Here is a 23,171-nt window from a genome sequence, read left to right on the forward strand (position 1 = left end):
GAGTTCGTTGCCATGTTGGACATCAAATGGATTAGGCAAAATCAAGCGGAAGTGCAAGCCGTCGCGGATCAAAAAGGGATTTCCCTCTCGATCTCTCAATTGGTCGCATACGATGACAGACGGCGGAGCCTGCTCCAGCAGCTGGAGCAGCTGCGGCAGGATCGCAACCGGCTAAGCCAGGAGATCAGCGGGTTGATGCGGAGCAATGAGCGTGAGAAGGCTGACCGCAACAAACAGCAGGTGAAGGAAATCAATCAACGCTTAAGTACCGTGGAAGAGGAACATAAAGAAGTCGAAACCCATTACAGACAGCTCATGCTCCATGTACCTAATGTGGTGTCGCCGGATACGCCTGCGGGCAGCTCCGATCATGACAATGTAGAGGTAAGAGGGGCAGGTGAACCGACAAGGTTTGATTTCGAGCCCAAAGATCATGTCGCGCTTGGCGAGCTCCATCAGATGATCGATATCCCCCGCGGCGTTAAGATCGCCGGCAGCCGCAATTACTATCTTACAGGCATGGGAGCGCTCTTGCACCGGGCGGTCCAGCAGTTGGCCCTCGATGTGCTCATCCAAAGAGGGTTCACGCTGCTTGAGGTGCCGCTCATGGTCCGGACAGAGGCATTGGTCAATACCGCACACTTCCCGCTAAGCCAAAGTCAGACGTTCAGGATGGCAGAAGAGGATAAATGGCTGGTGGGTACATCGGAGGTGCCGCTTGTGTCGTATTACGACCATGAAATCGTGGATGTCACCGAGCCCATCCGACTCGCTGCCATCTCAACCTGCTTCCGCAATGAGGTAGGATCGGCAGGAAAAGACGTTCATGGCTTGTACCGGTTGCATCAGTTCTCAAAGGTTGAGCAAGTCATTTTGTGTGAAGCCAGTTTGGATACATCGGAACAGCTATTGCAAGAGATCACAGCCAATGCGGAAGAGATCCTGTCGTTGCTTGAGCTGCCTTATCGCGTCATGGCTGTATGCACAGGCGACATGTCTCAAAAAACCTACAAACAATGGGACATCGAAACCTGGATGCCAAGCCGCCAAGCGTACGGTGAGACTCACTCCGCCTCCAATCTGCTGGATTTTCAAGCCCGTCGTTCGAACATTCGATACCGGAATGCGGACGGCAAGACGCAATTTTGCTACACCTTGAACAATACTGCCATCGCTTCGCCCCGTATATTGATCCCACTGCTGGAGAATCATCAGCAGGAAGACGGATCCATCCGGATTCCGGAAGCGTTGCGGAGATACATGCAAGGGCTGGAATTTCTGAAGCCCTGATAATCTAAGGCAGCCCTTCTGTCCACAGAGGGGCTGTAGGTTTTATGATCACTAGAAGTGCGCTTTGATAGGAGGTTGGGAAGCGGACACATCGAGCGAGGGAGTTTGCCCGATGAAAATCTCGATATACTGCCGTCAATCGTGGCCCATGAATTCCACCATACCGTCTTGTTTGCGAACGGCAAGTGGGATTTTATGGATATTACTGTTGCCAAATATTTGGCGGTGAAGGGGCTTGCCGAGAGATTTGCTGAGAACCTGTACGGCTTTGAATCGCGGCGACCCTGGGTGAATAGATTAGCTTGCGATGAGTTGGAGCAAGCGCGGCGTGTGATTAGGAAAGCGCTTGACGTTAAGGGGTTCGGTGAAGTACGCAAGTATATGTTCGGAGACCAGGCGAGCTACGAGGGTGCCGAACGTACGGGCATCCCTCCTATAGCGGATATGCCATTGGGTACCGTGCTGTTCAGGCCTTCCTAAAGAAGACAGGGGATTTCCGTTGAAGAGGCTGCACTATTGAGCGGAGAAGAAATCATGAAGAATTCAGGATACTTCCAAAATGTTTAATGTTCCCTTCGTAGTAGAACAACGAATATTGTTCGGTGCAGAATGCGAGAAGCGGCGTTGAAGACCAAATCTGATTGCAGCACCGAAAAGGAGGATAGCTTGTATGTTCACAAGCCACCCTCTTCCTTTTCATAGACCAATCTTCTTGTCGGCATGAAGTCTCTCTAATACTTTTCCCAATCTACTAGTTATAAGGAATGGATATCCCCATTCATTTCAAATGGGCAAAGACAGTATCTAGCTGTTCGGTCATTAAATATCTTGCGTAGTAAACGTACTTTAACACACAGTTCCAGGGTACGATACACCGTTGCCATTCCTAGCTTGGGAAGCTTTCTCTTAGCCGCTAAAAATACCTCTTCCGCCGTTAAAAGCCCTACACCTTTTACTACAAATATATTTATTATTGCAGCGCGCTGCTTTGTCCATCTTATACCGCACTGCTCCATTCTTGCTTTCAACTGATCCATATATTGATCTGGCACGGGAGCCATATTCATCATCATGGAAACCCTCCCTATCACCCGATGCTGCCTTCCATTTCAAACTTGATAAGCCTGTTCATTTCCACTGCGTATTCCATCGGAAGCTCCTTCGTGAACGGTTCGATGAATCCCATGACAATCATTTGCGTTGCTTCAGCTTCGCTTAAGCCCCGACTCATCAGGTAGAACAGCTGATCTTCTGAAACCTTGGAGACGGTGGCTTCGTGCTCAAGCGTAACATTATCATTCATGATCTCATTGTACGGTATCGTGTCCGATGTGGACTCGTTGTCAAGGATCAGCGTGTCACATTGGATGTTTGCTTTGGAACCAACGGCTTGTCTGCCGAACGAAGCCAATCCTCGGTAGGTCACTTTGCCTCCATGTTTGCTAATCGATTTGGAAACAATTGTGGAAGTTGTGTCCGGTGCCAAATGAATCATCTTCGCACCCGCATCCTGATGCTGATTTTTGCCTGCAACTGCAATAGAAAGAACCATTCCCTTGGCGCCACGTCCCTTCAGAACAACAGACGGGTATTTCATCGTAAGCTTGGAGCCGATGTTGCCATCCACCCACTCCATGGTTGCATTATCTTCAGCCATTGCCCGCTTTGTAACCAAATTATAAATATTGGGCGCCCAGTTTTGAATCGTTGTGTACCGAACCCGGGCATTCTTCTTGCAAACAATCTCGACGACCGCGCTATGCAAAGAATTCGTACTGTATACCGGCGCTGTACAGCCCTCCACATAATGCACAAAGCTGTCTTCATCCGCAATGATCAACGTGCGTTCAAACTGACCCATATTTTCTGAATTGATGCGAAAATACGCCTGCAGCGGAACTTCACATTTCACTCCTTTGGGCACATAAATGAAGCTGCCTCCCGACCAAACAGCACTGTTAAGAGCAGCAAATTTATTGTCGCTTGCAGGGACAACTCGACCAAAATACGCTTTGAATATCTCAGGGTGCTCACGCAATGCGGTATCCGTATCAGTAAAAATAACGCCCTGTTTCTCCAAATCTTCCTTCATGCTGTGATAAACAACCTCGGACTCATACTGCGCTGATACGCCCGCCAAAAATTTTTGTTCCGCCTCCGGAATGCCCAACTTATCGAAGGTCTCTTTAATTTCGGAAGGTACCTCTTCCCACGTTTTCCCCTGTTTTCCCGAGGGACGAACGTAATATTGAATGTCGTCAAAATCCAGATCGTCCAGCTTGCCTCCCCAATTGGGGAGGGGCATTTCTTTGAATTGCTCCAGTGAATTCAGCCGGAATTGGAGCATCCAATCCGGTTCGTTCTTGATTTTGGAAATGGTGCGCACGATTTCCGCCGTAAGCCCCTTCCCGGATTGAAATACGGCCTTATGCTCGTCGCGGAATCCGTACTTGTACGCTTCGATCTCCGGCATTGTCTTGGTCATCGTTGTCATCCTCCTTCGTTATCATCGCAGCTGTCCCTCGGACGATTGCGTTCCAGATTGAAGCTTCGTCTCGAGCAACCGCTTCAACCGCTCTCTGACGCTCTGGGCCGGTATCCCGGACACAATCGGCGCGAGAAAGCCCTGGACTACGAGACGTTCCGCTTCCTCCCTCTGAATGCCGCGTGACATCAAGTAATAGATCTGCTCCGGACTAACCTTGCCTACGCTCGCAGCATGACCCGCCGTTACGTCGTCCTCGTCAATCAGCAGAATCGGGTTGGCGTCGCCGCGCGCTTTCGGACTGAGCATCAGTACCTTCTCCGTCTGCTCTCCGTTCGCCTTCGACGCCCCCTTCTCAATCTTCGTAACGCCATTTATAATTGCCGTGCCCCGCTCCTTCATGACCGCCCGCGTCACCATCTGGCTGTCGGTGCGCTTGCCGAAGTGAACCGCTTGTGTCGTCAGACTCAACTGCTGCGATCCCGCTCCGATACTGATCACCTTCGCATCGGACGTTGATCCGCTGCCGTGGAGACTTGATCGTGTGTCGGAGAATACATTGCCGTCGCTCAGGTCGCCGATGATCCACTCGATTCGGCCACCCTGTTCCACAATCGCCCGACGCAACGTCAAATCGACGACATTGTCGGCCAAATGATGAATGGATGCGAACTGCACCCGAGCCCCGGGTTTCACAATAACCTCCACAATCGATTGATGGATAGCTGGCGGCAGTCCGTCGCCTGGCTCAGACACGACATGATCGATGTAGGAGATCCTGCTATGGGAGTCGGCCACGATCAAGATGTGTGGCGCGAATGCAGCCTCCGCATCGTCACTGAACAGCAGTGCCTGAATCGGCAGCTCAAGTTCCACATGCTTCGGCACGTAGACGAAGATTCCGCCGTTCCACCACGCTGCGTGCAGTGCCGTCAGCTTGTTCTCCTCCCAATTGACGGCGCTGAACAGATGCGTCTTGAGCACTTCCGTATGCTCGCGCGCCGCAGTCTCCAGATCGGTGAGGATGACTCCTTTGCTCTTCAACTCCACGGAAAGCCGCTTCAGCACCACGCTGGAATTGCGCTGCACGATCAAACCGGACGCACTATCCTCCGGCGCCAGGCCCCGAATCGAACCGGGAAGCTCCTCGCTGTCGCACATCTCGTCAGCCGGCAGATAGCGACCGCGCGCATCCAGCGCCCAGCGGTCGAGCCGTATTTTGTCCGGCTTCGGCCACTCCAGTCCTTCCGCAGCCTGCGCCGCATTTCCGCGCAGCCGCGTCAACCATTTGGGCTCGCCCTTGGATCTCGAGAGCGCCTCTGCCGCAGCGCTCTGAACAGATTTCGATACCGGTTTGTTCATCATATTCCGTCGCTCCTCTTCCATGCTCACAGCCGACCGACCGTTTCATCGACGATCCCGAGCTCTTCTTTGATCCATTCATATCCTTCATTCTCCAGACGCAACGCCAGTTCAGCTCCGCCCGACTTGACGATGCGGCCCTGCATCATCACATGCACATAATCGGGCGTAATATAGTCGAGCAGACGCTGATAATGCGTGATGATCAGAAAACCGCGGTCCTCGGCGCACATCGCGTTGATGCCTGCCGCTACAACCTTCAGGGCGTCAATGTCGAGCCCCGAATCAACCTCGTCGAGAATGGCGATCTTCGGTTCCAACAGCTTCATTTGCAATATTTCATTGCGCTTCTTCTCCCCGCCGGAGAATCCTTCATTCAAGTAGCGGTGAGCAAACTCCGTGTTCATCTCCAGCTCTTTCATTGTGCCTTCCATCTGACGGATGAACTTGATCAATGACATTTCATTGCCCTCGCCACGACGTGCGTTAATGGCGCTTCGCAAAAAGTCGGCATTGGTTACGCCTGCAATCTCGCTCGGATACTGCATCGCGAGGAACAATCCGGCTCGGCTGCGTTCATCCACTTCCATTTCCAACAGATCCTCACCATTAAGCAAAGCCTCGCCCTCGATCACCTCATAGTTCGGATGGCCCATCAATGCGGAAGCAAGCGTGCTTTTGCCGGTGCCGTTCGGGCCCATTATGGCGTGAATCTCCCCGCCCTTGATTGCCAGATCGACACCCTTCAAAATTTCTTTTCCGTTAATAGCGGTCTTCAGACCGCGAACTTCAAATTGTGTAGTCATGGTTCGATAGCTCCTCTCAATAATAATGTAGAACGCGTTAGGAACTTTCCCGTTCGGCAATATGCCAGCTGCGGGCCCGCTCGTACTGACCATATAGCTTGGCAAACATTCCGTCTGCGACACGAAGCTCCGCCGGAGATCCCATCTCTGCAATCCGTCCTGCCTCAAGCGCGATGACTTGATCCGCCGCCGCAAGCGTAGCCGGTCTGTGGGCAATGACGATGACCGTTCTGCGGCGGTCGCGCGCGAGCCGCGCAATCGCTTCGCTTACGGCCCGCTCGTTCTCCGGATCAAGCGCGGACGCCGCTTCATCGATCAGTACGATGCGCGCTTGCTTAAGGAAGGCGCGCGCAATCGATACACGCTGCCGTTCTCCGCCGGACAGCCGCGATCCCCCTTCCCCGACACGGGTATTCCACCCATCGGGCAGCCGTTCGATGACTTCGTCCAAACGGGCAGCGCGTGCGGCTTCGTTAAGCTGCTCAAGCGAAGCGTCCGGGCGCGCAAGCCGAAGGTTCTCTTCAATGGAGGAATCGAACAGATATACCTCTTGGAACACGATGGCGATATCGTTCAACAACACACCGGGATCAAGCTGCCGAACATCCACGCCGCCGACCCGCACGCATCCGGCATCGGCATCGAAGAACCGGGCAATGAGCCGTGTGACGGTCGTCTTGCCTGAGCCAGATGGTCCGACCAGCGCTGTCGTACTGCCTGCCGGACAGCGGAATGTAACGTCGTTCAGCACTGGCGTATCCCCGTAGGAGAACGTCACGCCTTCGAACTCGATCCCCGCATGCTCCAGTGCGGTCGCTGCATTCGGCAAATGCGGTAGAGTAGGCGTATCCAGTATGGACTGAACGCGGACAGCCGCATTTTCCATGGCGCGCAGCGCGCCGATCAGCTCGATCAAATTGCCGAGCGGCTCCAAAAATCGGACCGCAAGCACCAGCAGTACGATCGTATCCGTGAGTGCAAGCGAACCGGACAGAAGCAAGTATACGGAGAAGGCCAGGATTGCGATAAAGCCACCGAGCACAATAGCCGTATACGACAGATCCGGCAGCATGACACGTCTTAGCCCTCGACGGTACGAGGCCCGATGTTCATCCAGCGCTTCCCGCATGCGCATGCCCCCCGACTGCCCCTGTCCCGCCGCCCGCAGCACCGTCTGGGCTTGACCAAGCTCAATCGCGCGGCCGGCGATTTCCGCGGCCGCTTCTTCGAGCTCGATATCCGCCTCCGATGCAATACGTCCGGAATGCCGAAGCGTCAGCAGCGCAACCGGAATAATCGCCAGAAATACGAGCGCCACTCTCCATTCCAGCGCCACTGCAACTCCGATGATTGTAAGCGGGACAAGCATGGAGACAATGGCCGGCGCCCCGATGACGACAGCCAAATGCCCGATATTGCCGGCGTCCGCCGTCACGGCGCGCGCCAGCCGCGCCTTGTTGGCGGCGGTGAACCAGCCTAGCGGCAACGTGGCGACATGGCGCATCACATGATGGCGAAGCGCCGCCGCCAGCTCCATGCTGGCGGCAAAGCCGATCGGCGTCGCGATGACCGTGAGCACCCAATACAGAAGAAGCCCGACGGAACCCGCAATGAGCCAAGGAGCGGCCGCCTGGAAATCCGGTTCGGCTTGCAGCAGCGCCCGCAATATCGGCACCAACAACCCGAGCAGCAGTCCTTGCAGGATGGCCAAAACAGCCTGCAGCGCTCCTATGCGCAGCAATATGCTGCGATCCGGCCATAAGTTGTACAGTTTGCGAATCATTTACGACTCTCCCTTCTGCTGCGCGTTCCACATCCGCGCGTATAATCCGTCCTTGGCTAACAGCTCCTCGTGCTTGCCCCGCTCAACCAGTCGACCGCCGTTCAGCACGAGAATCTGATCCGCGCTCTTAATGGTATGAAGCCGATGCGCAATGACAATGACGGTCTTGCCCGTCGCGAGCTTTGCCAGCGCCTCCTGAACGGCCGTCTCCCCATCGGGATCGAGCGAAGCGGTCGCTTCGTCCAACACGACGATCGGCGCCCCGGACAGGATCGCGCGCGCGATCGTGAGCCGCTGTTTCTCTCCGCCGGACAAGCCGCCGTCTCCGCTGCCCAACACCGTATCGTATCCCTGAGGCAGACGCTCGATCACATGATGAATATGGGCAGCCCGCGCAGCCTCGCGCACTTCTTCGTCGCTGGCATCCTGACGGCCGATGCGGATATTCTCGGTCACGGTATCGCGCAGCAGGATGACATCCTGGAACACGAGCGACATCGACGACAGCAGCGTCTCCGATGTCATATCGCGCACGTCGACGCCTCCGATTGTAATCGACCCGCCCGTCACATCGTAAAATCGCGGCAGCAGACTGGCCAGCGTCGACTTGCCCGCCCCCGAAGGACCGACGAGCGCCGTAACGGTGCCCGGCTCGCACACCGCGCTGATCGACGACAGCGTCTCGGTTGACCCGTCATACGAGAAAGACACGTCGTTCAATTCAACGCGATAGGATGCCGGTTGCTTGGGATGCGCTGGCTCCGGCAAGGCCGGTTGCTGCAGGAGCTCCTCAATATTGCTGGCGGCAACGCGGCCTTTTCGTATCCCTTGCCCGCCCTGAATGGCGGGCATGATCGATGTCGGCAGGCCAACGGCAATGACGAGAAACGGCAGCAGATCGGCCATCGCGAGCTGGTCTGCGCTCACAAGCGCAAGTCCGGCAATCATGACGACGCCGAGCACCGTCATCTCGGAAGAAAGCAACCGCGATGCCGCAGAGCTGTACGTCGTTTCCTTCACCCAGTCGAGCATGGCGTTCGTATGCTCCTTCACGGCGGAGCCGAATCGTTCATTCATGCGTCCGCCTGTACCGAACGCCTTCACAACCGCAATGCCGTCCGCATATTCTACGCTCGCCGCGCTGATTCGCCCTTCTGCGGCCAGCAGACGGGACATATGGGTCGTAGCCGAACGCATGGCGATCCGATAGCTTATAACCATGAGGAGCAATACAGCCATGGAGATCAATGCCATACGCCAATCCACCAGCAGCAAATACGCAAATCCTGTAATCATGGCCGCGCCTGCCCCGACCAGCTCGCCAAGCGCGTGCGCAATCAGTTGATGCATCTCCTCCAGGTCGTTGGTCATCCGTTTTTTTATGGCGCCCGAGCCGCTGGCGCGGAACCAGCCAAGCGGCAATACGCCCAGCTTGCTTACGATGCGTACTCTCACGTCATGCAGCAGCGCCGCGTCCGCATAATGCCCAAGCCGCGACGAAGCGAAAATGAACAGCAGGCGGACCCCTGCTCCAATCGCACCGATCGCGACCCACATCCATACGGCGCTTCCGCTAGTCTCCCCCGCACCGAGCATCATGCGTGCAATTTCTGCAACCGCGATATAAGGAGCGAACCCGGCAGCCGCGCCGATTGCCGACAGAATTGCACACCAGGCAAGGTGCAGATGAACGGGCCGCAACAACCGCCACAGTGCGTCGGATTTTGCAAGTTGCCCGTTCTCGCCCCCAGTAGATGAATGAAGCATGTCATTCATTGAATGATGACCATGCACATGATCGTTACCCATCAGTTCCCCCTATCCGTGTTGATATACCAACACCTATTTATGAGTAAAAGAATATAGCTGCTATACACTTTATATCTAAAAAGCCTATTCCCCATACTTCCCGGAAAAGTTAAGTGATTTCCGCTGTCACGTTCCGCAGTGCCTTCCCTGCTCCATCTCAAGCCCGCTTAATATGCCAGCTTCGGGCTCTCTCGTATTGGTTATACAACCGGGCATATATTCCGCCGGATTTGCGAAGCGCTTCAGGGCTCCCTACTTCGGCAACCTCTCCCCTGTCGAGAGCGACGACGCGATCAGCCGCAGCCAGCGTCGATGGACGGTGGGCAATCACGATTACGGTTCGCTCGGGATCGCGAGCCAGTCCCGCAATCGCCTCGCCAATGGCGCGCTCATTCTCCGGGTCGAGCGCCGATGCCGCTTCGTCGATCAGTACGATGCGCGCCTTCTTGAGGAATGCGCGCGCGATCGATACCCGCTGCCGTTCTCCGCCGGACAGCTGCGCCCCCGCTTCGCCTACCCGCGTCTTCCAGCCGTGGGGCAGACGCGCAACCACTTCATCCAGCCGAGCGGCGCGGGCCGCTTCGGCCAGTTCATCTTCGGTTGCATCCGGCCGGGCCAGCCGAAGATTCTCTTCAATTGTGGCGTCGAAGAGATAGACTTCCTGAAATACAATCGCGATGTCGTTCATCAGAACGTTATGGTCAATATCGCGGACGTCCGTCCCGCCGACACTGACGCTGCCGGCATCGGCATCGAAGAATCGGGCGATCAGCCGCGTCACCGTCGTCTTGCCTGAGCCGGACGGACCAACCAATGCCGTCGTGCTGCCGTGAGGACATTCGAACGTCACATTCGTCAGTACAGGCTTGTCGCTATACGAGAAAGTCACGTCGTTGAACGCAATATCGGTCCGTTCCAGCCGGCGCACCGGCCGAGGATTGTGCGGCAGCGACGGCGTATGCAACACAGCCTCGACACGCCTTGCAAGATAGTCCATCGCGCCAAGACCCGAAGCGTGATCGATCATCCCGCCGAGCGGCTCAAGAAAGCGTACCGCCAGCACGAGCAAGGCAATCGTATCCGCCATGGAGATTGTTCCGGCAAGCAGCAGCTGCACACCGAGTACGACTGCCGCAATAAAACCGATCATGACTACGCCGCTGTATGACAAATCAGGAAACAGCATGCGCTTCAATCCACGGCGATACCGCAAGCGATGGTCGGCAAGAGCGTCCCGCATGCGAACACTGCCGGTCGTGCCGTGTCCCGCTGCCCGCAATACCGGCTGGGCCTGACCGAACTCTATCGCTCGACCGGCCACTTCGTTCGCCGCTATTTCCATATCAGCGGATACCTCATCAACGGTTCGCCTGGAGCGGCGCAGCGCGAATAACGATACGGGTATCGTGACGAGCAGCACCAAGGCGAGCCGCCAATCCACCATAAAGGTGACACCAACAATCGTAGCAGGCACCAGCACGCCGGTAATCGCAGGAGCTCCTACCGTCACGGTCAATTGCGACAGGACACCGGTCACATTCGTGACCGTACGGACGAATTCTCCCTTACGGGCAGCGGTAAACCAGCCAAGCGGCAGCGTCGTCACATGACTCATCAGATGATGTCTGAGTTGAACCGCAAGCTTCATGCTCGCGGCGAACCCAATAGGTGTAGCCAGCACAGTCAGCACCACATAGACCACAAGTCCCGCCGCCCCAGCAATCAGCCAAGGGGCGGCTGCCTCGAAATCGGGGCTCGGCTGCAGCAGCGCACGCAGAATCGGGATCAGCAGTCCGAGCAGCAGCCCCTGCAGCACTGCAAGAATGGCGCTCAGCAGCCACATGCGAACCAGCAGCTTCGGATCCGGCCAAAGACGATATAACTGAACAATCATACGAATCAAGCGGATTCCCCCCTCTTCTGCGCTTCCCACATCCGAGCGTACAACCCGCCTTCGGCAAGCAGTTCTTCGTGCTTGCCGCGCTCGGCAAGACGCCCTCCATCCAGAACGAGAATCTGGTCTGCGCTTTTAATGGTATGAAGACGATGCGCGATGACAATGACCGTCTTGCCAGCTGTGAGCTCGGCCAATGCGTCTTGCACCGCCGCCTCGCTGTCGGGATCGAGCGAGGCCGTCGCTTCGTCCAGTACGACGATGCCGGCGCCCGAGAGAATCGCGCGCGCGATCGTCAGACGTTGACGCTCTCCGCCCGACAATCCTCCCCCGCCAGATTCAAGCATTGTGTCGTACCCGTTCGGAAGACGTTCGATTACCTCATGAATCTGGGCAGCCTTGGCCGCCTCATAAATGGCTTCATCCGTAGCTTCCGGGCGTCCGATGCGGATATTTTCCTTCACGGTATCCCGCAGCAGCATAACTTCCTGAAATACTAGCGACATGGAAGAAAGCAGCGTCTTGGAACCGATCTCGCGCACATCCGCGCCGCCGATACGGATTGCGCCTCCCGTTACATCGTAGAAGCGCGGCAGCAGGCTGGCGAGCGTCGATTTGCCCGCGCCGGACGGACCGACCAGTGCGGTGACGGTACCGGGCTTGCACTCCGCCTCGATCTCGCTTACCACCTGAGTAAGTCCATCATAAGAAAAGGATACCTTCTCATGTGCGATGCGATTGTCCCGAGGTTGACGAGGCTCCGAGGGCTCGGGCAGCGGTTCGCGGGACAACAGGCTGCCGATGTGGCCGGCTGCCATACGCGCCATACGAACGCCTTGCGAGCCATGGATCAGCGGACCGAAAGCTGTCGGCAGCCCCACGCCTACAACGAGGAAAGGGAGCAGATCGGCAACCGCAAGCCAGCCTGCGCTCACGAATGCCAGTCCCGCGGACAATACTACGCCAAGCAGGACCATCTCCGAGCCCAATACCCGGTTCATGGCGGAACTGTTCCGATGTCCTGCTACCCAAGCTCGATAAGCCTCGGTGTGTTCATTCATCGCTTCGTCGAAACGGGCCAATATTCGGCCCTTTGTACCTCCAAACGTCTTTACGACGTTAATTCCGTCAACATACTCCACGCTTGCGGAACTGATCCGTCCCTCTGCGGTTAACAATCGGGACATGTGCGCGGGAAGCGATCGCATCGCCATCTTATACGTAATTGCGGCCAGCACCGGGACTGCGAGCGTAATGAGCGCCATCCGCCAATCCACAAGCATCAGGTAAGTGAAGCCGACAGCAAGCGAAACGGCTGCGCCGACAACCGCTCCCAACGCATGGGCGAACAGTTCATGCATCGCTTCCAAATCATCGGTCATCGCCTTCTTCACCTGTCCGGAACCGGCGGCTCGGAACCAGCCGAGAGGCAGAACGCCAAGCCGCTTCACAATTTGACCTCGGAGATGATGCAGCATTTCTGCGTCGGCGTTGTGGCCGACATGCGTGGACAACCCGAGCATAATGAGTCGCAACGCAGCGCCTGCGGCGCCGATGCCGACCCAGATCCACACTGTACTGGCAGCCTCTGCGGCATTGGCGGCTACGAACAAGGCTCTGGCGATCTCCACAATGGCCAAGTACGGCGCAAAGCCGGCTACCGCGCTCGCCCCGGTGAGGAACGCGCACGTGATCAAGTGAATCTGGATCGGGCGCAACATGCGAAACGTATCGCTTATCGGCAGCATACGCGGAGCTTCCTCCCCGGCCAAGTTGCCGCTGCGATTGTCATCTGTCGAACGATTTTTCTTTGGGTTATTATATTGTCCTCCCAATCAGCACACCTCCCAAAAGTATATAGCTGCTATACACTTTGACCGAACAAAAGCTCTCCTCACCCTTACAGACGAGGGAAAGCTTTTTTATTTTAGCTGAATAGCAGCGACGTCAATATCAGCCGGTTGTCCGTTAAACGAGTAATGCGCTATTCTTTGACTATTGTACAGGGCCAGTTCTTTGGTATAGGAAAGAGGAATAAGAATGGCCTGGTCGTTGATTTCGTTTAAAACCAAATCATAAATCTCCTGAATCTGCTCCTTCATCTGTGCTGACATTAAGCGCATCTATGATCTCGTTGCCGTTCTCTACGAGCGCCAGCGCCTGGGCCGCAGGATAACCATGTCTGTAATCGGGCTTCATATTTGTCATCGATGTGTGGGGATCCCAGGCAGAGCCGTAAGTTTCATAAAAAGCGAGGTCAAAATCGGCCTTTGCGAACTCAGCGTGAAAAGTCATTTTTTCCATCCCCTTTGGCTTGATGTCCATACCGAGTTCATTCCATTGCGCCGAAATCGCCAAAAGTAAATCATCGATCATGGCATCTCCCTTAATATACAGAATCTCGCCTGCCAAGCGCTTGCCGTCTTTTTCCCTGACGCCGTCGCCATCCGTATCCACCCAGCCAGCGTCTTCTAAAATCAACTTGGCTTGATCCATGTCGTATGCATGGGGAACAAGTTCCACGTTGCTGTAAGGCATTGCAGGATCGAAAATACTGTCGGCCTTCGTTTCAATTCCCATAAATATGCTTTGTACAACTCCCTCTTTGTCGATTGCGCGGCTGGCTGCCAGTCGTACATTCCGATCATCGAAAGGCGCTTTGGACACATTAAATGCAAGATACCGCGTGTTGCTGGCTATCCCTTCTGAAATCTGCGCTCCGTAGCCCGATTTTTTCATTTCATTAAAACGATCATAGGACATATGCCGTGTTCCTACGAGAATGTCTACTTCCCCATTGCGCAAAGCCAGCAGCTTGGTATCGTTATCCGGAATCACCTTCACATGAAAGCGTTCGACCTCGGGCTCCTCGCCCCAATAATGCGGATTTTTAACAAAGGTGTACGTCGTCCCGTCCGTTTCCCCCTCATACATGTAAGGACCCGTTCCGAACGTGCCCGTTCTGAGGACATCTCCCGGAGAGCCGTCCGCATTGAATGCATCGGGCGATACCATCGCCATTGGGTTCATCAGTGTAAAATCCTTTAGCGCTCCATAGTAAGGGGCTGTAAGATGCACTTCAACCGTATGAGTGTCGATGACAACAATCTGGTCCAGGAGTGTAGACACCGTTCCCAGACCTCCATTCATTGGTCCGAGATTCGCCGGGATTACCTCCAGATTTCGTTTGACCGCTTCCGCATTAAAAGGTGAGCCGTCGGAAAACTTCACTTGTTCTCTTAAATGAAATGTATAGATCAAGCCGTCCTCCGATATCTCCCAGGACTCTGCCAGACCAGGAATGATTTCTCCATCCTTATAACGGACAAGCGTTTCATAAAAATTGACCATGTAAAACTGTGGACCGTAATTGGCATTTACCGTTAGCGTTTCAATCGGGTAAAAACCTCCGGCAAAATCCCAGCTTTCCGTTAATGTAATCTCACCCTCCGTTTGTTCGGTATTTGTCTGTAAGCAAGCAGTTAAAACAAATAGCAATAACGCTATTACAACGAGAGCATCAATCATTTTTCTCATGGGAATCGTCTCCTCTTAGCCTACTGCTGTTAAAGGGTCGCAGCCATCCGATGTTGTTGGTTCCGGTATTCCGGAGACTTCGGAGGAAGCGACTCAATCATCTTCCTCGAATACTCATGTTTAAAATCATCATAAGAACCAGCATGTTCAACCCGTTCAACGATAGATCCATCTTTCATCACAATGATGTGATCCGCCATATAGATCGCTACATCGATATCATGGGTAATAAACAGGAATGCGCCTATTCCGTCATTTTTTAGCTGAAGAATCAAGTCGAGAATTTGCTTTCGGACCGTCACATCCAGCCCGCTAACGGATTCATCAAAAACAATAAACTTTGGGGATACGCTCATTGCACGCGCAATGCATACCCGTTTCAATTGGCCGCCGCTCAACTCATGCGGAAGGCGATTAAGCTGATCAACGGTCAAGCAAACTTTGTCGGCCAGTTCCAGAATCTTCTGGCGCTCGCTTTGTTTGTCCATCTTCTTCAAACACCGGATCGGCTCGGCGATTGAATCAAATACCGGAAGTCTGGGATCGAGTGAGCTCTGTGCATTTTGCAACACCATCTGAAGATCAGCCCTTTTCATCCGAAATTCGCCTGGACGCAGCATAGCGATATTATTCCCCTCCAGACATACCTCTCCGTTTGTCGGTCGCTCGATCCCCAGCATCAGACGGGCCAAGGTGCTTTTTCCGCTGCCACTTTCGCCTACAAGGGCGTAACTGGTTTGATGATCCAACGAAAGCGATAATGGCTTCACGGCATCGACAGTCCGTTTATTTCCTCGCTTATCCTTTACTTGATATTGCTTGGATACCTGCTTCAGTTCAATCACAGCCCTGCTCCTTTCATTAACCTGGCTCCCAGCAGTTCTTTGGTGTACACTTCCCGAGGCGATGCGAAGAGTTCGAAAACAGTCCCGCGTTCAATGATCTCCCCGCTTTTCATAACCACCATATCATCCGCAAGCTTCGCGGCCACGCCCAAGTCATGAGTAATCAATAGAAGCGCAATCCCCCTTTTCTTCAATTGATCGAGTTCCTCAAGTACAATGCTTTGGTTTTTCACGTCCAGAGCGGTAGTAGGCTCATCCGCTATAAGGATTTCCGGCTTGTGAATCAAGGCTACTGCGATCATGATTCTTTGCAGCATTCCTCCACTTAATGTGTAAGAAAAACTGTTCATTAATTGTTCGCAGCGCGGCAAATTCATTTGCTCCAGTGCTTGGATACCAATATCATACGCTTCTTTTTTGCCGATTTTTCGATGAGCTCTTATCGACTCTATGATTTGCCCGCCGATTTTGATTGTTGGATTGAAGGCGGTCATCGGATTTTGAACAATCATCGCTATTTTGCTTCCGCATAGCGCACGCATTTCTTTTTCACCAAGTGTTAGCAGTTCCACTCCCCTATACCGAATACTTCCGGAAACCTCAAATTTGTTCATGTTCAATAACCGCATAAGCGCCTTGCAGGTCATCGTCTTTCCGCTTCCGCTTTCCCCTACAAGAGCTAGTGCCTTTCCTTGGCGAAGCGTAAAATCTACATGCTTGACAATCAGACGGCTCGGCTGCTCCTTAAGTCCGACACAAAGATCTCTCACTTCCAACAAACCGTTCATTCGCTCACCTCCTCCGGTGAAATGATGTCTCTGAGCGCCTCTCCGAATAAGTTGAAGCCCGCTGCCGTTAACAGAATACAAAGGCCAGGGTAAAGGACAAATGTCGGATGAGAATAAAAACTCGCCCTGGCTTCGTTCAACATCGCTCCCCATTCTGGCGTGCCTGATTCAAAACCCAATCCTAAAAATGAAAAACCGGATATCATGATGATCATGGAAGCCATTCCCGTGCTCAAATACACCACAAACTGAGGAAGGATATTAGGAATGATGTGTCGGAACATAATTCTACTGTGCCTGCACCCGGCTATAATGCATGCAAGAATGTAGTCCTTGCTCTTTTCCAGACACGCATAGCTCCATACCACTTTGGCGTACCAAGCCCACAAAGAGAACATCACGGCCACAACGATGCTGGGTATTCCTTGTCCCAACGCCCCGACAAGAGACAGTACGATGACCAGCGATGGAAAAGCCATAAATAGATCACAGATGATCAGTAAAGCCCGTTCCAAACGCCCGCCTAAATAAGCGGCTGACGTTCCCAGTATTAATCCAATGCCCCCTAGCGCCATCAGTGTCGGTACGGCAATGCCCAGCGAGTAGCTCGCCCCAAGGAGCAGCCTCGATAACACACAACGTCCCAGTTGATCCGTACCGAGTGGGTATTGCGCGTTTGCGGATAAGAATCGGTTCACGATATCAATTTTGTGCGGGTCATTGGGTACAATCAGCGGAGCAGTTGCAGCAACCAGGCTTACCAATGCGATCATTACAAGTCCTGTCAGCGCCTGCTTGTTGTTAACAATTTTTATAATCATAAAGCTCCTTCCCCCTTATCCATCATCCGGGGGTTTAGCCGCCAATTGACGATATCCGCAAGCACTCTGCCAAAAACAAAAATAAGGGCGATGACCAATACACAACCATTGATCGTCGGTAAGTCCCGAGCCATAATCGCGTCAATCAGATACATACCGACGCCCTTCAAGGAAAAAATGCTTTCCACGATGGCACTTCCCGCAATCATGTGACCCATGTATTGACCAAACAACATAATGAGCGGCGGCAGAGAATTCCTTGTCACGTGAACCCATACAATCCTTCCGTTGCTCAGTCCCCTTGCTTTCGCATAAGCAACATAATCCTTATTCAGATTGGAAAGCAGCGTCGCGCGAAATAAGCGAATGGATATCGAAGCAACCGGAACAGCTAGAACGAGAGAAGGAAGAATAAGACTCATAAGATTGCCGTAGTCCACAACCTTCACAATTGGAAAGGTTACAGCGAACAAAAGAAGTACCAAGAATCCCAGCCAGAAGTTGGGCAGTGAAGCACCCAATATCGTTGCTATTCTAACAACGTGGTCAAACCAACTATTTTTTCGCAAGGCAGTGATAAGGGCAACAGGAATGGTAAAGACCACCACCCACAATAGGGACATGCCAACAAGTTGCATGGTTATAGGCAGCTTCTGGCCAATATCTGATGCGACTGTATTTTTTGTCTGTAAAGAAACCCCTAAATCCCCACGCAAACTGCTGCCTAACCATTGTATATATTGCTGGTATAACGGCCGATCCAGCCCCATTTCCGTACGAATTTGAACAATTTGTTCTTCCGTCGGATGCAAAAATACATTTCGTGCATAAGCTTCAGCGGGATCAACAATTGAAATATTGGCCATTAGAAACGAAAGTGCCGTCACCCCCAAAAGAGTAATGATCAGGCCTATGCACCTTTTTAAGAAACCCACCATGAAATCTGTTCCCTTTCCTATGAAGAAGATAATCATTCTCAATTACAAATATTTTTTAATTCCATCATGTTTGATGGAATCTGACTTTAAAGTATTAAGTTGCTATAGGCGTTGCTTAAAAAAAATTATTTTTTCGTCACATCCTGTAGTTTATGTTCTATTCGGCTAAAAAACTGTTTTAAGAAACGAACTTGTTCTACACTTCCCTCGTCGAGTGCCGAACAAAATAATTCATCAAACTCCTCGTGAAACTTCAAATGATTAAGATGCGTAATTTCTCCATCTGGAGTTAGCTTCAATAAAAAACGCGATTGATTACGTGCATCACGTTCTTTTTTGATAAGCCCTTTCTTTTCAAGTTTCATTAATATTTGCGAAACAGCTCCGATCGTCACACCAAGCAAATCCGCCAAACCCGACACATGAATCCCTTCATGGTCATGGATCGCGGATACGATATGAATTTCTGCATAATAAATCTGCTTTCCATCCTTCGTTTTTAAGAGATGCGTCGTTTTCTCATAATCCATATACGCGTAAACGGCACCCAGAAATGCATCACTTAGTTCTTGCTTTTTCCATTCACCTGCATTCATCTCCGTCACCACCTTATAAACAAATAGCAATCTAATTTAAAGCGCAGTGAATTAAGCGCTAAAAGCCTTTAGCTGCTATAATGTTATAATAAAAAATTTTCTTGAATCGATACTGATTATCTTGTTCTTATCAAGACGTTGCAAACTTTATGGACCTTTCATCAAACAAGTATATAGCACCTATATACCTTGTGTCAAGCAATACGCTTTTTCATTGATCATGTTTTTTTATGCTTTCCAAAATTCAACAAAAAGTTGCTTTTTCCGTTGCATCCTCCCAATTACATAGTGAAAGGGGGTGAAATTATGAACAGGGATCTCAAAAATCGTAAAGCTATTGAAAAAGGATTCAGCAGCTATGCAAGTACTACTTTACGCCATGCAAGTCGCGACTTTTTCAAAAAATTATGTATGGAAAATGATCGTTTCAGGCCATTTGATGAAGCTGACTTCCAGATCAATGTTGCCTTTAAATTCTGTGAAAGTCCTTTTATCATTCTCGAACAAAACATTGCACTTCTACAGGCAATGAATGATCTTGAGTCGTCAGAAAGAGAACTTCTTCATCTAAAGTATTTTCAAGACAAAACCGACGAGGATATAGCCCGTGTCTTTGGTGTCACCAGACAAGCTATTACCAAGTCAAAAAAAAAATTGTTGTTCAAACTTAAAAAGCATTACCAATCTTCCATTACTTAAAATAAATAATCGAAGTCCTCCTTAGTTAATGTAATTCACAAAAAAAACTAAGGAGGGATTATATAATGCGCGATGTCATGGAGTTAATCCAGTTGGCTCAAAAAGGCGACCACGAAGCGGAAATCGAATTGATTAATCGTTACGAACCGCTTATCAATAAATATGCTCGATACAATGGCATCATTAACGAAGACTGCAAACAACAGATGGTTCTTGAGTTTATTATGGCAATTAGGCGCTTTGATCTTTCTCGTTACAACTATAAAAAAGAAGAAGGTTTTAAAAAGCAACCATCAATCGACTAACTTATTTCAACTCAATGGTTGCCTTTCAATTCAAAAATCATCAATTAATAAGTGAGCAGATAATACTTCTTCTCCTTAGCATCGCTGATCTACTCAAATCGACTCACCCTGTACCATGACAATTACATATTCCTGTTACGAGTACGTTCTTCCTGTGGCTGTTAAAAATACAATAGCTACACAGCGAAAGCGCCATGACAGTTTATTTTCGTTATAAACTTGAGCGATCAACTTTTGGCTGGAATCATCTTGTGGTGAGGTGAATCGCGATGATCTACAGGAAGAGATAATGATACTTCTGCCTGGCCAGCGTCACTGCATTGGGGGCAGCCCGCTCGGATGAGGGGGAGCTTTGTAAATGAAGTTATGTGTGGGCTAACCACCTGCAACTTGAAACAGGTTTTTTTTCGTATACATAATCTTCTTTTCTATGAAAGGAGACATGTGACATGCATGACCAGTCTGACGTTCCATCTGAGTCAGCACTCATTTTTTATTCGCACATGTTTCAAGATTATCCGGACGTAGTCAATGTCGTTCAGATGTGTGAAATGCTCGGTGGAATCAGCATTAAAACTGGATACAAGCTCTTACAAGCTAATAAAATCAATCACTTCAAAATAGGCAGAGCGTATAAAATCCCCAAAGCCACCATTATTGCTTATCTCCACAGCATAATGACTCATCAACCGACTCCTCACTGCGACGCTTTAGTGCATTGAATCATTAATTTTGCTATGGTATATTTAAAGTGTCAATGGTGGGATCGGTGCTGCTAACCAAGGAGGAAATGAATCATGGTTGCAGGCCACCTACAAGAAAAAAAAGGTCTTTTCTATATCGTCTTAAATTATAAAAATGAGGAGGGGAACCGGAAAAGTAAATGGATTGCTACGGGCTTGCCCGTCAAAGGAAACAAAAAAAGAGCGGAGTCCATGCTAATGGATGCTCGCAAAAATTTTGAATTAAAAACAATTGAAAAAAAAAAGAACAAGGAAAGCAAAACAATGAAGAAAATTCTGATGTTGATCAGACCATATTTGCAGATTACATGATGAATTGGTTAGACACGGTGAAGCATAGGGTCGAACTGATCACCTATATATCCTATGTTAACTCAGTGGAGAAGCGCATCGTTCCTTACTTCCGAGAAAAAGGCATTACACTCCTGGAATTGAAACCTCACCATATTCAGGATTTTTACAGCCATGCCTTAAATGAATGGGGTGTGAGCGCCAACACCGTCATTCATTATCATGCCAATATTCGTTCAGCACTTCAACAAGCATACATCACAGATCGAATTAGTTCTAATCCTGCCGACAAAATCATTCGTCCGAAGAAGGAATCCTTTGTGGGCAGTTCATACAGTGCCTCAGAAGTTAATCAACTTTTAGAAATTATCAAAGGCACCAAGATTGAGCTGGCTGTAATCTTGGGAGCATTTTATGGATTAAGGCGGAGTGAGGTGGTAGGTCTAAAATGGTCTGCCATTGATCTGTTCAATAAAACGATCACGATCAGACATACGGTCACTTCTGGTTCACTGAATGGAAAGTTGATCACGATTGAGAAGGATCGAACAAAGAACAAGGCAAGTCTCCGTACTCTGCCCCTTGTAGATGCTTTCTACGACCTTCTTTTGCAATTGAAGCAGCAACAGGAAACAAATCATCAACTCTTCAGGGATTCGTACTGCAAAGACTATATTGGTTACATTTATGTCAATGCTATGGGCGAGCGAATCAAGCCTAACTATATTACCCAACATTTTGCTCTCGTGCTGAAGAAGAACGGCATGCGCCATATCCGTTTTCACGATCTTCGCCATAGCTGCGCTACTCTGCTCTTGAGCAATGGTGTCAGCATGAAAGAAGTCCAAGAGTGGTTGGGACATAGTGATTATTCCACCACAGCTAATATTTATTCTCACTTAGAGTACAGTTCCAAAGTTTCTTCAGCCAATACAATGAATGAGGTCATAAAAATATAAAAAAGCCCATTAGAATTAAATCTAATGAACTGTTTGTTATTAATGTGGTACCGGTGAGAGGACTCGAACCTCCACGGGTCTCCCCAAACGATTTTGAGTCGTTCGCGTCTGCCATTCCGCCACACCGGCACATTATAAAGTCTCCATCGCCCCTTTGGTAAAAGGAGAGAACTACAGGAGAGAACTTTTGAAACATCTTTTGAAGGATCCAGTAATACCAAGGCTTCAGCGGTTAAATCTTTGACTTACGCTCACGATTTTGAGTCGAGCGCGTCTGCCATTCCGCCACACCGGCATATTAAAAATATATGCAATTTACTTGCTTAGCCTATATCATGTGGGAAGCCCACCTGATGGAAAAGTGGCGTGCCCTAAGAGATTCGAACTCCTGACCTTTTGATTCGTAGTCAAACGCTCTATCCAGCTGAGCTAAGGGCACGTATTTGAGATGGAGGCGCCACCCAGATTCGAACTGGGGATAAAGCTTTTGCAGAGCTGTGCCTTACCACTTGGCTATGGCGCCAAAATAGAAATGGAGCGGACGACGGGAATCGAACCCGCGACCCTCGCCTTGGCAAGGCGATGCTCTACCGCTGAGCCACGTCCGCAAGTAAAAAATCAATGGCTGGGGATATAGGATTCGAACCTATGCATGACGGAGTCAAAGTCCGTTGCCTTACCGCTTGGCTAATCCCCATTATGATTTTTTAAGAAATATGGGGCGATCGATGGGACTTGAACCCACGAATGCCGGAGCCACAATCCGGTGCGTTAACCCCTTCGCCACGACCGCCATATTTAAAGATGTTTCGATTGGCAGGGGCAGCAGGAATTGAACCCACACTAACGGTTTTGGAGACCGCTGTTCTACCTTTAAACTATGCCCCTATAACTGGTGGAGGATGATGGATTCGAACCACCGAACTCGTACGAGAACAGATTTACAGTCTGCTGCGTTTGGCCACTTCGCTAATCCTCCATAAGTGGTGCCGGCGAGAGGACTTGAACCCCCAACCTACTGATTACAAGTCAGTTGCTCTACCAATTGAGCTACACCGGCATATACAATTGTAACTTACATGGTGGCTCGGGACGGAATCGAACCGCCGACACGAGGATTTTCAGTCCTCTGCTCTACCGACTGAGCTACCGAGCCTTAAGCTCTTCGAGCTTGACGACATCCGTTCCGGATATACATCTCAACCCTACTAAGAAAAGAA

At 51.0% G+C, this 23,171-nt stretch carries 22 protein-coding genes and 10 tRNA genes; 7 read left to right on the plus strand and 25 right to left on the minus strand.

Annotation, left to right across the window (positions count from 1 at the left end):
- Positions 1-12 precede the first annotated feature (12 nt).
- Together serS and CHH75_RS11640 are read left to right on the plus strand one after the other, a co-directional pair.
- Positions 13-1,290, plus strand: coding sequence for a serine--tRNA ligase (gene serS, locus CHH75_RS11635; protein WP_095398207.1), 1,278 nt, complete (start codon positions 13-15; stop codon positions 1,288-1,290).
- A gap of 75 nt (positions 1,291-1,365) precedes the next feature.
- A complete protein-coding gene (locus tag CHH75_RS11640) occupies positions 1,366-1,770 on the plus strand; it encodes a DUF2268 domain-containing putative Zn-dependent protease (protein ID WP_155618008.1) in 405 nt (134 codons plus the stop codon).
- A gap of 275 nt (positions 1,771-2,045) precedes the next feature.
- On the opposite strand, the gene CHH75_RS11645 is transcribed toward CHH75_RS11640, so the two are convergent.
- From CHH75_RS11645 to CHH75_RS11710, 15 genes are all read right to left on the minus strand, one after another.
- Positions 2,046-2,363 carry a Fur family transcriptional regulator gene (locus CHH75_RS11645; RefSeq protein ID WP_095398209.1) on the minus strand — a complete coding sequence of 106 codons (318 nt, stop codon included), beginning with the start codon at positions 2,361-2,363 and terminating at the stop codon, positions 2,046-2,048.
- Positions 2,364-2,377: 14 nt separating this feature from the next.
- Positions 2,378-3,775, minus strand: a complete 1,398-nt coding sequence (gene sufB / locus CHH75_RS11650; RefSeq protein ID WP_095398210.1) for a Fe-S cluster assembly protein SufB — start codon at positions 3,773-3,775, stop codon at positions 2,378-2,380.
- Positions 3,776-3,796: 21 nt separating this feature from the next.
- Positions 3,797-5,137 carry a Fe-S cluster assembly protein SufD gene (gene sufD / locus CHH75_RS11655; protein ID WP_095398228.1) on the minus strand — a complete coding sequence of 447 codons (1,341 nt, stop codon included), beginning with the start codon at positions 5,135-5,137 and terminating at the stop codon, positions 3,797-3,799.
- A 26-nt stretch (positions 5,138-5,163) separates the two neighbouring features.
- Positions 5,164-5,943 carry a Fe-S cluster assembly ATPase SufC gene (gene sufC, locus CHH75_RS11660; protein WP_095398211.1) on the minus strand — a complete coding sequence of 260 codons (780 nt, stop codon included), beginning with the start codon at positions 5,941-5,943 and terminating at the stop codon, positions 5,164-5,166.
- Positions 5,944-5,980: 37 nt separating this feature from the next.
- Entirely contained in the window at positions 5,981-7,726 is a 1,746-nt protein-coding gene (locus CHH75_RS11665; RefSeq protein ID WP_095398212.1) for an ABC transporter ATP-binding protein, read from the minus strand.
- On the minus strand, positions 7,727-9,502 hold the full coding sequence (locus tag CHH75_RS11670; RefSeq protein ID WP_095398229.1) for an ABC transporter ATP-binding protein: 1,776 nt from the start codon (positions 9,500-9,502) through the stop codon (positions 7,727-7,729).
- A 190-nt stretch (positions 9,503-9,692) separates the two neighbouring features.
- Complete coding sequence (locus CHH75_RS11675) at positions 9,693-11,429, minus strand: ABC transporter ATP-binding protein (protein ID WP_073304302.1); 1,737 nt, start codon at positions 11,427-11,429, stop codon at positions 9,693-9,695.
- Between the two features lie 5 nt (positions 11,430-11,434).
- Positions 11,435-13,264: an ABC transporter ATP-binding protein gene (locus CHH75_RS11680; RefSeq protein ID WP_230875685.1), complete on the minus strand. Its 1,830-nt coding sequence runs from the start codon at positions 13,262-13,264 to the stop codon at positions 11,435-11,437.
- An 87-nt stretch (positions 13,265-13,351) separates the two neighbouring features.
- Positions 13,352-13,531 carry a hypothetical protein gene (locus tag CHH75_RS24640; protein WP_141235833.1) on the minus strand — a complete coding sequence of 60 codons (180 nt, stop codon included), beginning with the start codon at positions 13,529-13,531 and terminating at the stop codon, positions 13,352-13,354.
- On the minus strand, positions 13,503-14,966 hold the full coding sequence (locus CHH75_RS11685) for an ABC transporter substrate-binding protein (protein ID WP_095398213.1): 1,464 nt from the start codon (positions 14,964-14,966) through the stop codon (positions 13,503-13,505). The genes CHH75_RS24640 and CHH75_RS11685 overlap by 29 nt, the downstream gene beginning before the upstream one ends.
- Positions 14,967-14,995: 29 nt before the next feature.
- Entirely contained in the window at positions 14,996-15,811 is an 816-nt protein-coding gene (locus CHH75_RS11690; RefSeq protein ID WP_155618006.1) for an ABC transporter ATP-binding protein, read from the minus strand.
- Positions 15,808-16,599 (minus strand): ABC transporter ATP-binding protein, encoded by a 792-nt coding sequence (locus CHH75_RS11695; protein ID WP_095398215.1) that lies wholly within the window; start codon positions 16,597-16,599, stop codon positions 15,808-15,810. Before CHH75_RS11695 ends, CHH75_RS11690 begins: the two co-directional genes overlap by 4 nt.
- Entirely contained in the window at positions 16,596-17,420 is an 825-nt protein-coding gene (locus CHH75_RS11700) for an ABC transporter permease (protein ID WP_095398216.1), read from the minus strand. Before CHH75_RS11700 ends, CHH75_RS11695 begins: the two co-directional genes overlap by 4 nt.
- On the minus strand, positions 17,417-18,394 hold the full coding sequence (locus CHH75_RS11705) for an ABC transporter permease (protein ID WP_255223021.1): 978 nt from the start codon (positions 18,392-18,394) through the stop codon (positions 17,417-17,419). The genes CHH75_RS11700 and CHH75_RS11705 overlap by 4 nt, the downstream gene beginning before the upstream one ends.
- Positions 18,395-18,483: 89 nt before the next feature.
- On the minus strand, positions 18,484-18,954 hold the full coding sequence (locus CHH75_RS11710; protein WP_095398217.1) for a MarR family winged helix-turn-helix transcriptional regulator: 471 nt from the start codon (positions 18,952-18,954) through the stop codon (positions 18,484-18,486).
- Between the two features lie 306 nt (positions 18,955-19,260).
- Between CHH75_RS11710 and CHH75_RS11715 the strand changes: the two genes are divergently transcribed.
- The 5 genes from CHH75_RS11715 (at position 19,261) to CHH75_RS11730 (ending at position 21,951) form a co-directional block, all read left to right on the plus strand.
- Entirely contained in the window at positions 19,261-19,653 is a 393-nt protein-coding gene (locus CHH75_RS11715) for a sigma-70 family RNA polymerase sigma factor (protein ID WP_095398218.1), read from the plus strand.
- A 65-nt stretch (positions 19,654-19,718) separates the two neighbouring features.
- Positions 19,719-19,958: a helix-turn-helix domain-containing protein gene (locus CHH75_RS11720; RefSeq protein WP_095398219.1), complete on the plus strand. Its 240-nt coding sequence runs from the start codon at positions 19,719-19,721 to the stop codon at positions 19,956-19,958.
- 449 nt (positions 19,959-20,407) lie between these two features.
- Entirely contained in the window at positions 20,408-20,680 is a 273-nt protein-coding gene (locus CHH75_RS11725) for a helix-turn-helix domain-containing protein (RefSeq protein ID WP_095398220.1), read from the plus strand.
- 75 nt (positions 20,681-20,755) lie between these two features.
- Positions 20,756-21,013 carry a hypothetical protein gene (locus CHH75_RS25040; RefSeq protein WP_217989075.1) on the plus strand — a complete coding sequence of 86 codons (258 nt, stop codon included), beginning with the start codon at positions 20,756-20,758 and terminating at the stop codon, positions 21,011-21,013.
- Positions 21,010-21,951, plus strand: coding sequence for a site-specific integrase (locus CHH75_RS11730; protein ID WP_217989076.1), 942 nt, complete (start codon positions 21,010-21,012; stop codon positions 21,949-21,951). Before CHH75_RS25040 ends, CHH75_RS11730 begins: the two co-directional genes overlap by 4 nt.
- 45 nt (positions 21,952-21,996) lie before the next feature.
- Here CHH75_RS11730 and CHH75_RS11735 read toward each other — a convergent pair.
- The 10 genes from CHH75_RS11735 to CHH75_RS11780 all read right to left on the minus strand — a co-directional run bounded on the left by CHH75_RS11735 (position 21,997) and on the right by CHH75_RS11780 (position 23,107).
- A tRNA-Leu gene (locus CHH75_RS11735) sits at positions 21,997-22,080 on the minus strand.
- A gap of 233 nt (positions 22,081-22,313) precedes the next feature.
- Positions 22,314-22,390, minus strand: a tRNA-Arg gene (locus CHH75_RS11740).
- A 10-nt stretch (positions 22,391-22,400) separates the two neighbouring features.
- Positions 22,401-22,474 (minus strand) — tRNA-Cys (locus tag CHH75_RS11745).
- A gap of 10 nt (positions 22,475-22,484) precedes the next feature.
- Positions 22,485-22,559 (minus strand) — tRNA-Gly (locus tag CHH75_RS11750).
- 14 nt (positions 22,560-22,573) lie between these two features.
- A tRNA-Gln gene (locus CHH75_RS11755) sits at positions 22,574-22,648 on the minus strand.
- Between the two features lie 20 nt (positions 22,649-22,668).
- Positions 22,669-22,744 (minus strand) — tRNA-His (locus tag CHH75_RS11760).
- Positions 22,745-22,765: 21 nt separating this feature from the next.
- Positions 22,766-22,839: transfer RNA gene (locus CHH75_RS11765), tRNA-Trp, on the minus strand.
- Positions 22,840-22,844: 5 nt separating this feature from the next.
- Positions 22,845-22,930: transfer RNA gene (locus tag CHH75_RS11770), tRNA-Tyr, on the minus strand.
- 5 nt (positions 22,931-22,935) lie between these two features.
- Positions 22,936-23,011, minus strand: a tRNA-Thr gene (locus tag CHH75_RS11775).
- A 20-nt stretch (positions 23,012-23,031) separates the two neighbouring features.
- Positions 23,032-23,107: transfer RNA gene (locus CHH75_RS11780), tRNA-Phe, on the minus strand.
- Positions 23,108-23,171: the final 64 nt, after the last annotated feature.

The sequence above is a fragment of the Paenibacillus sp. 7541 genome (assembly GCF_002276395.1).
Classification (GTDB): domain Bacteria; phylum Bacillota; class Bacilli; order Paenibacillales; family Paenibacillaceae; genus Paenibacillus_AQ; species Paenibacillus_AQ campinasensis.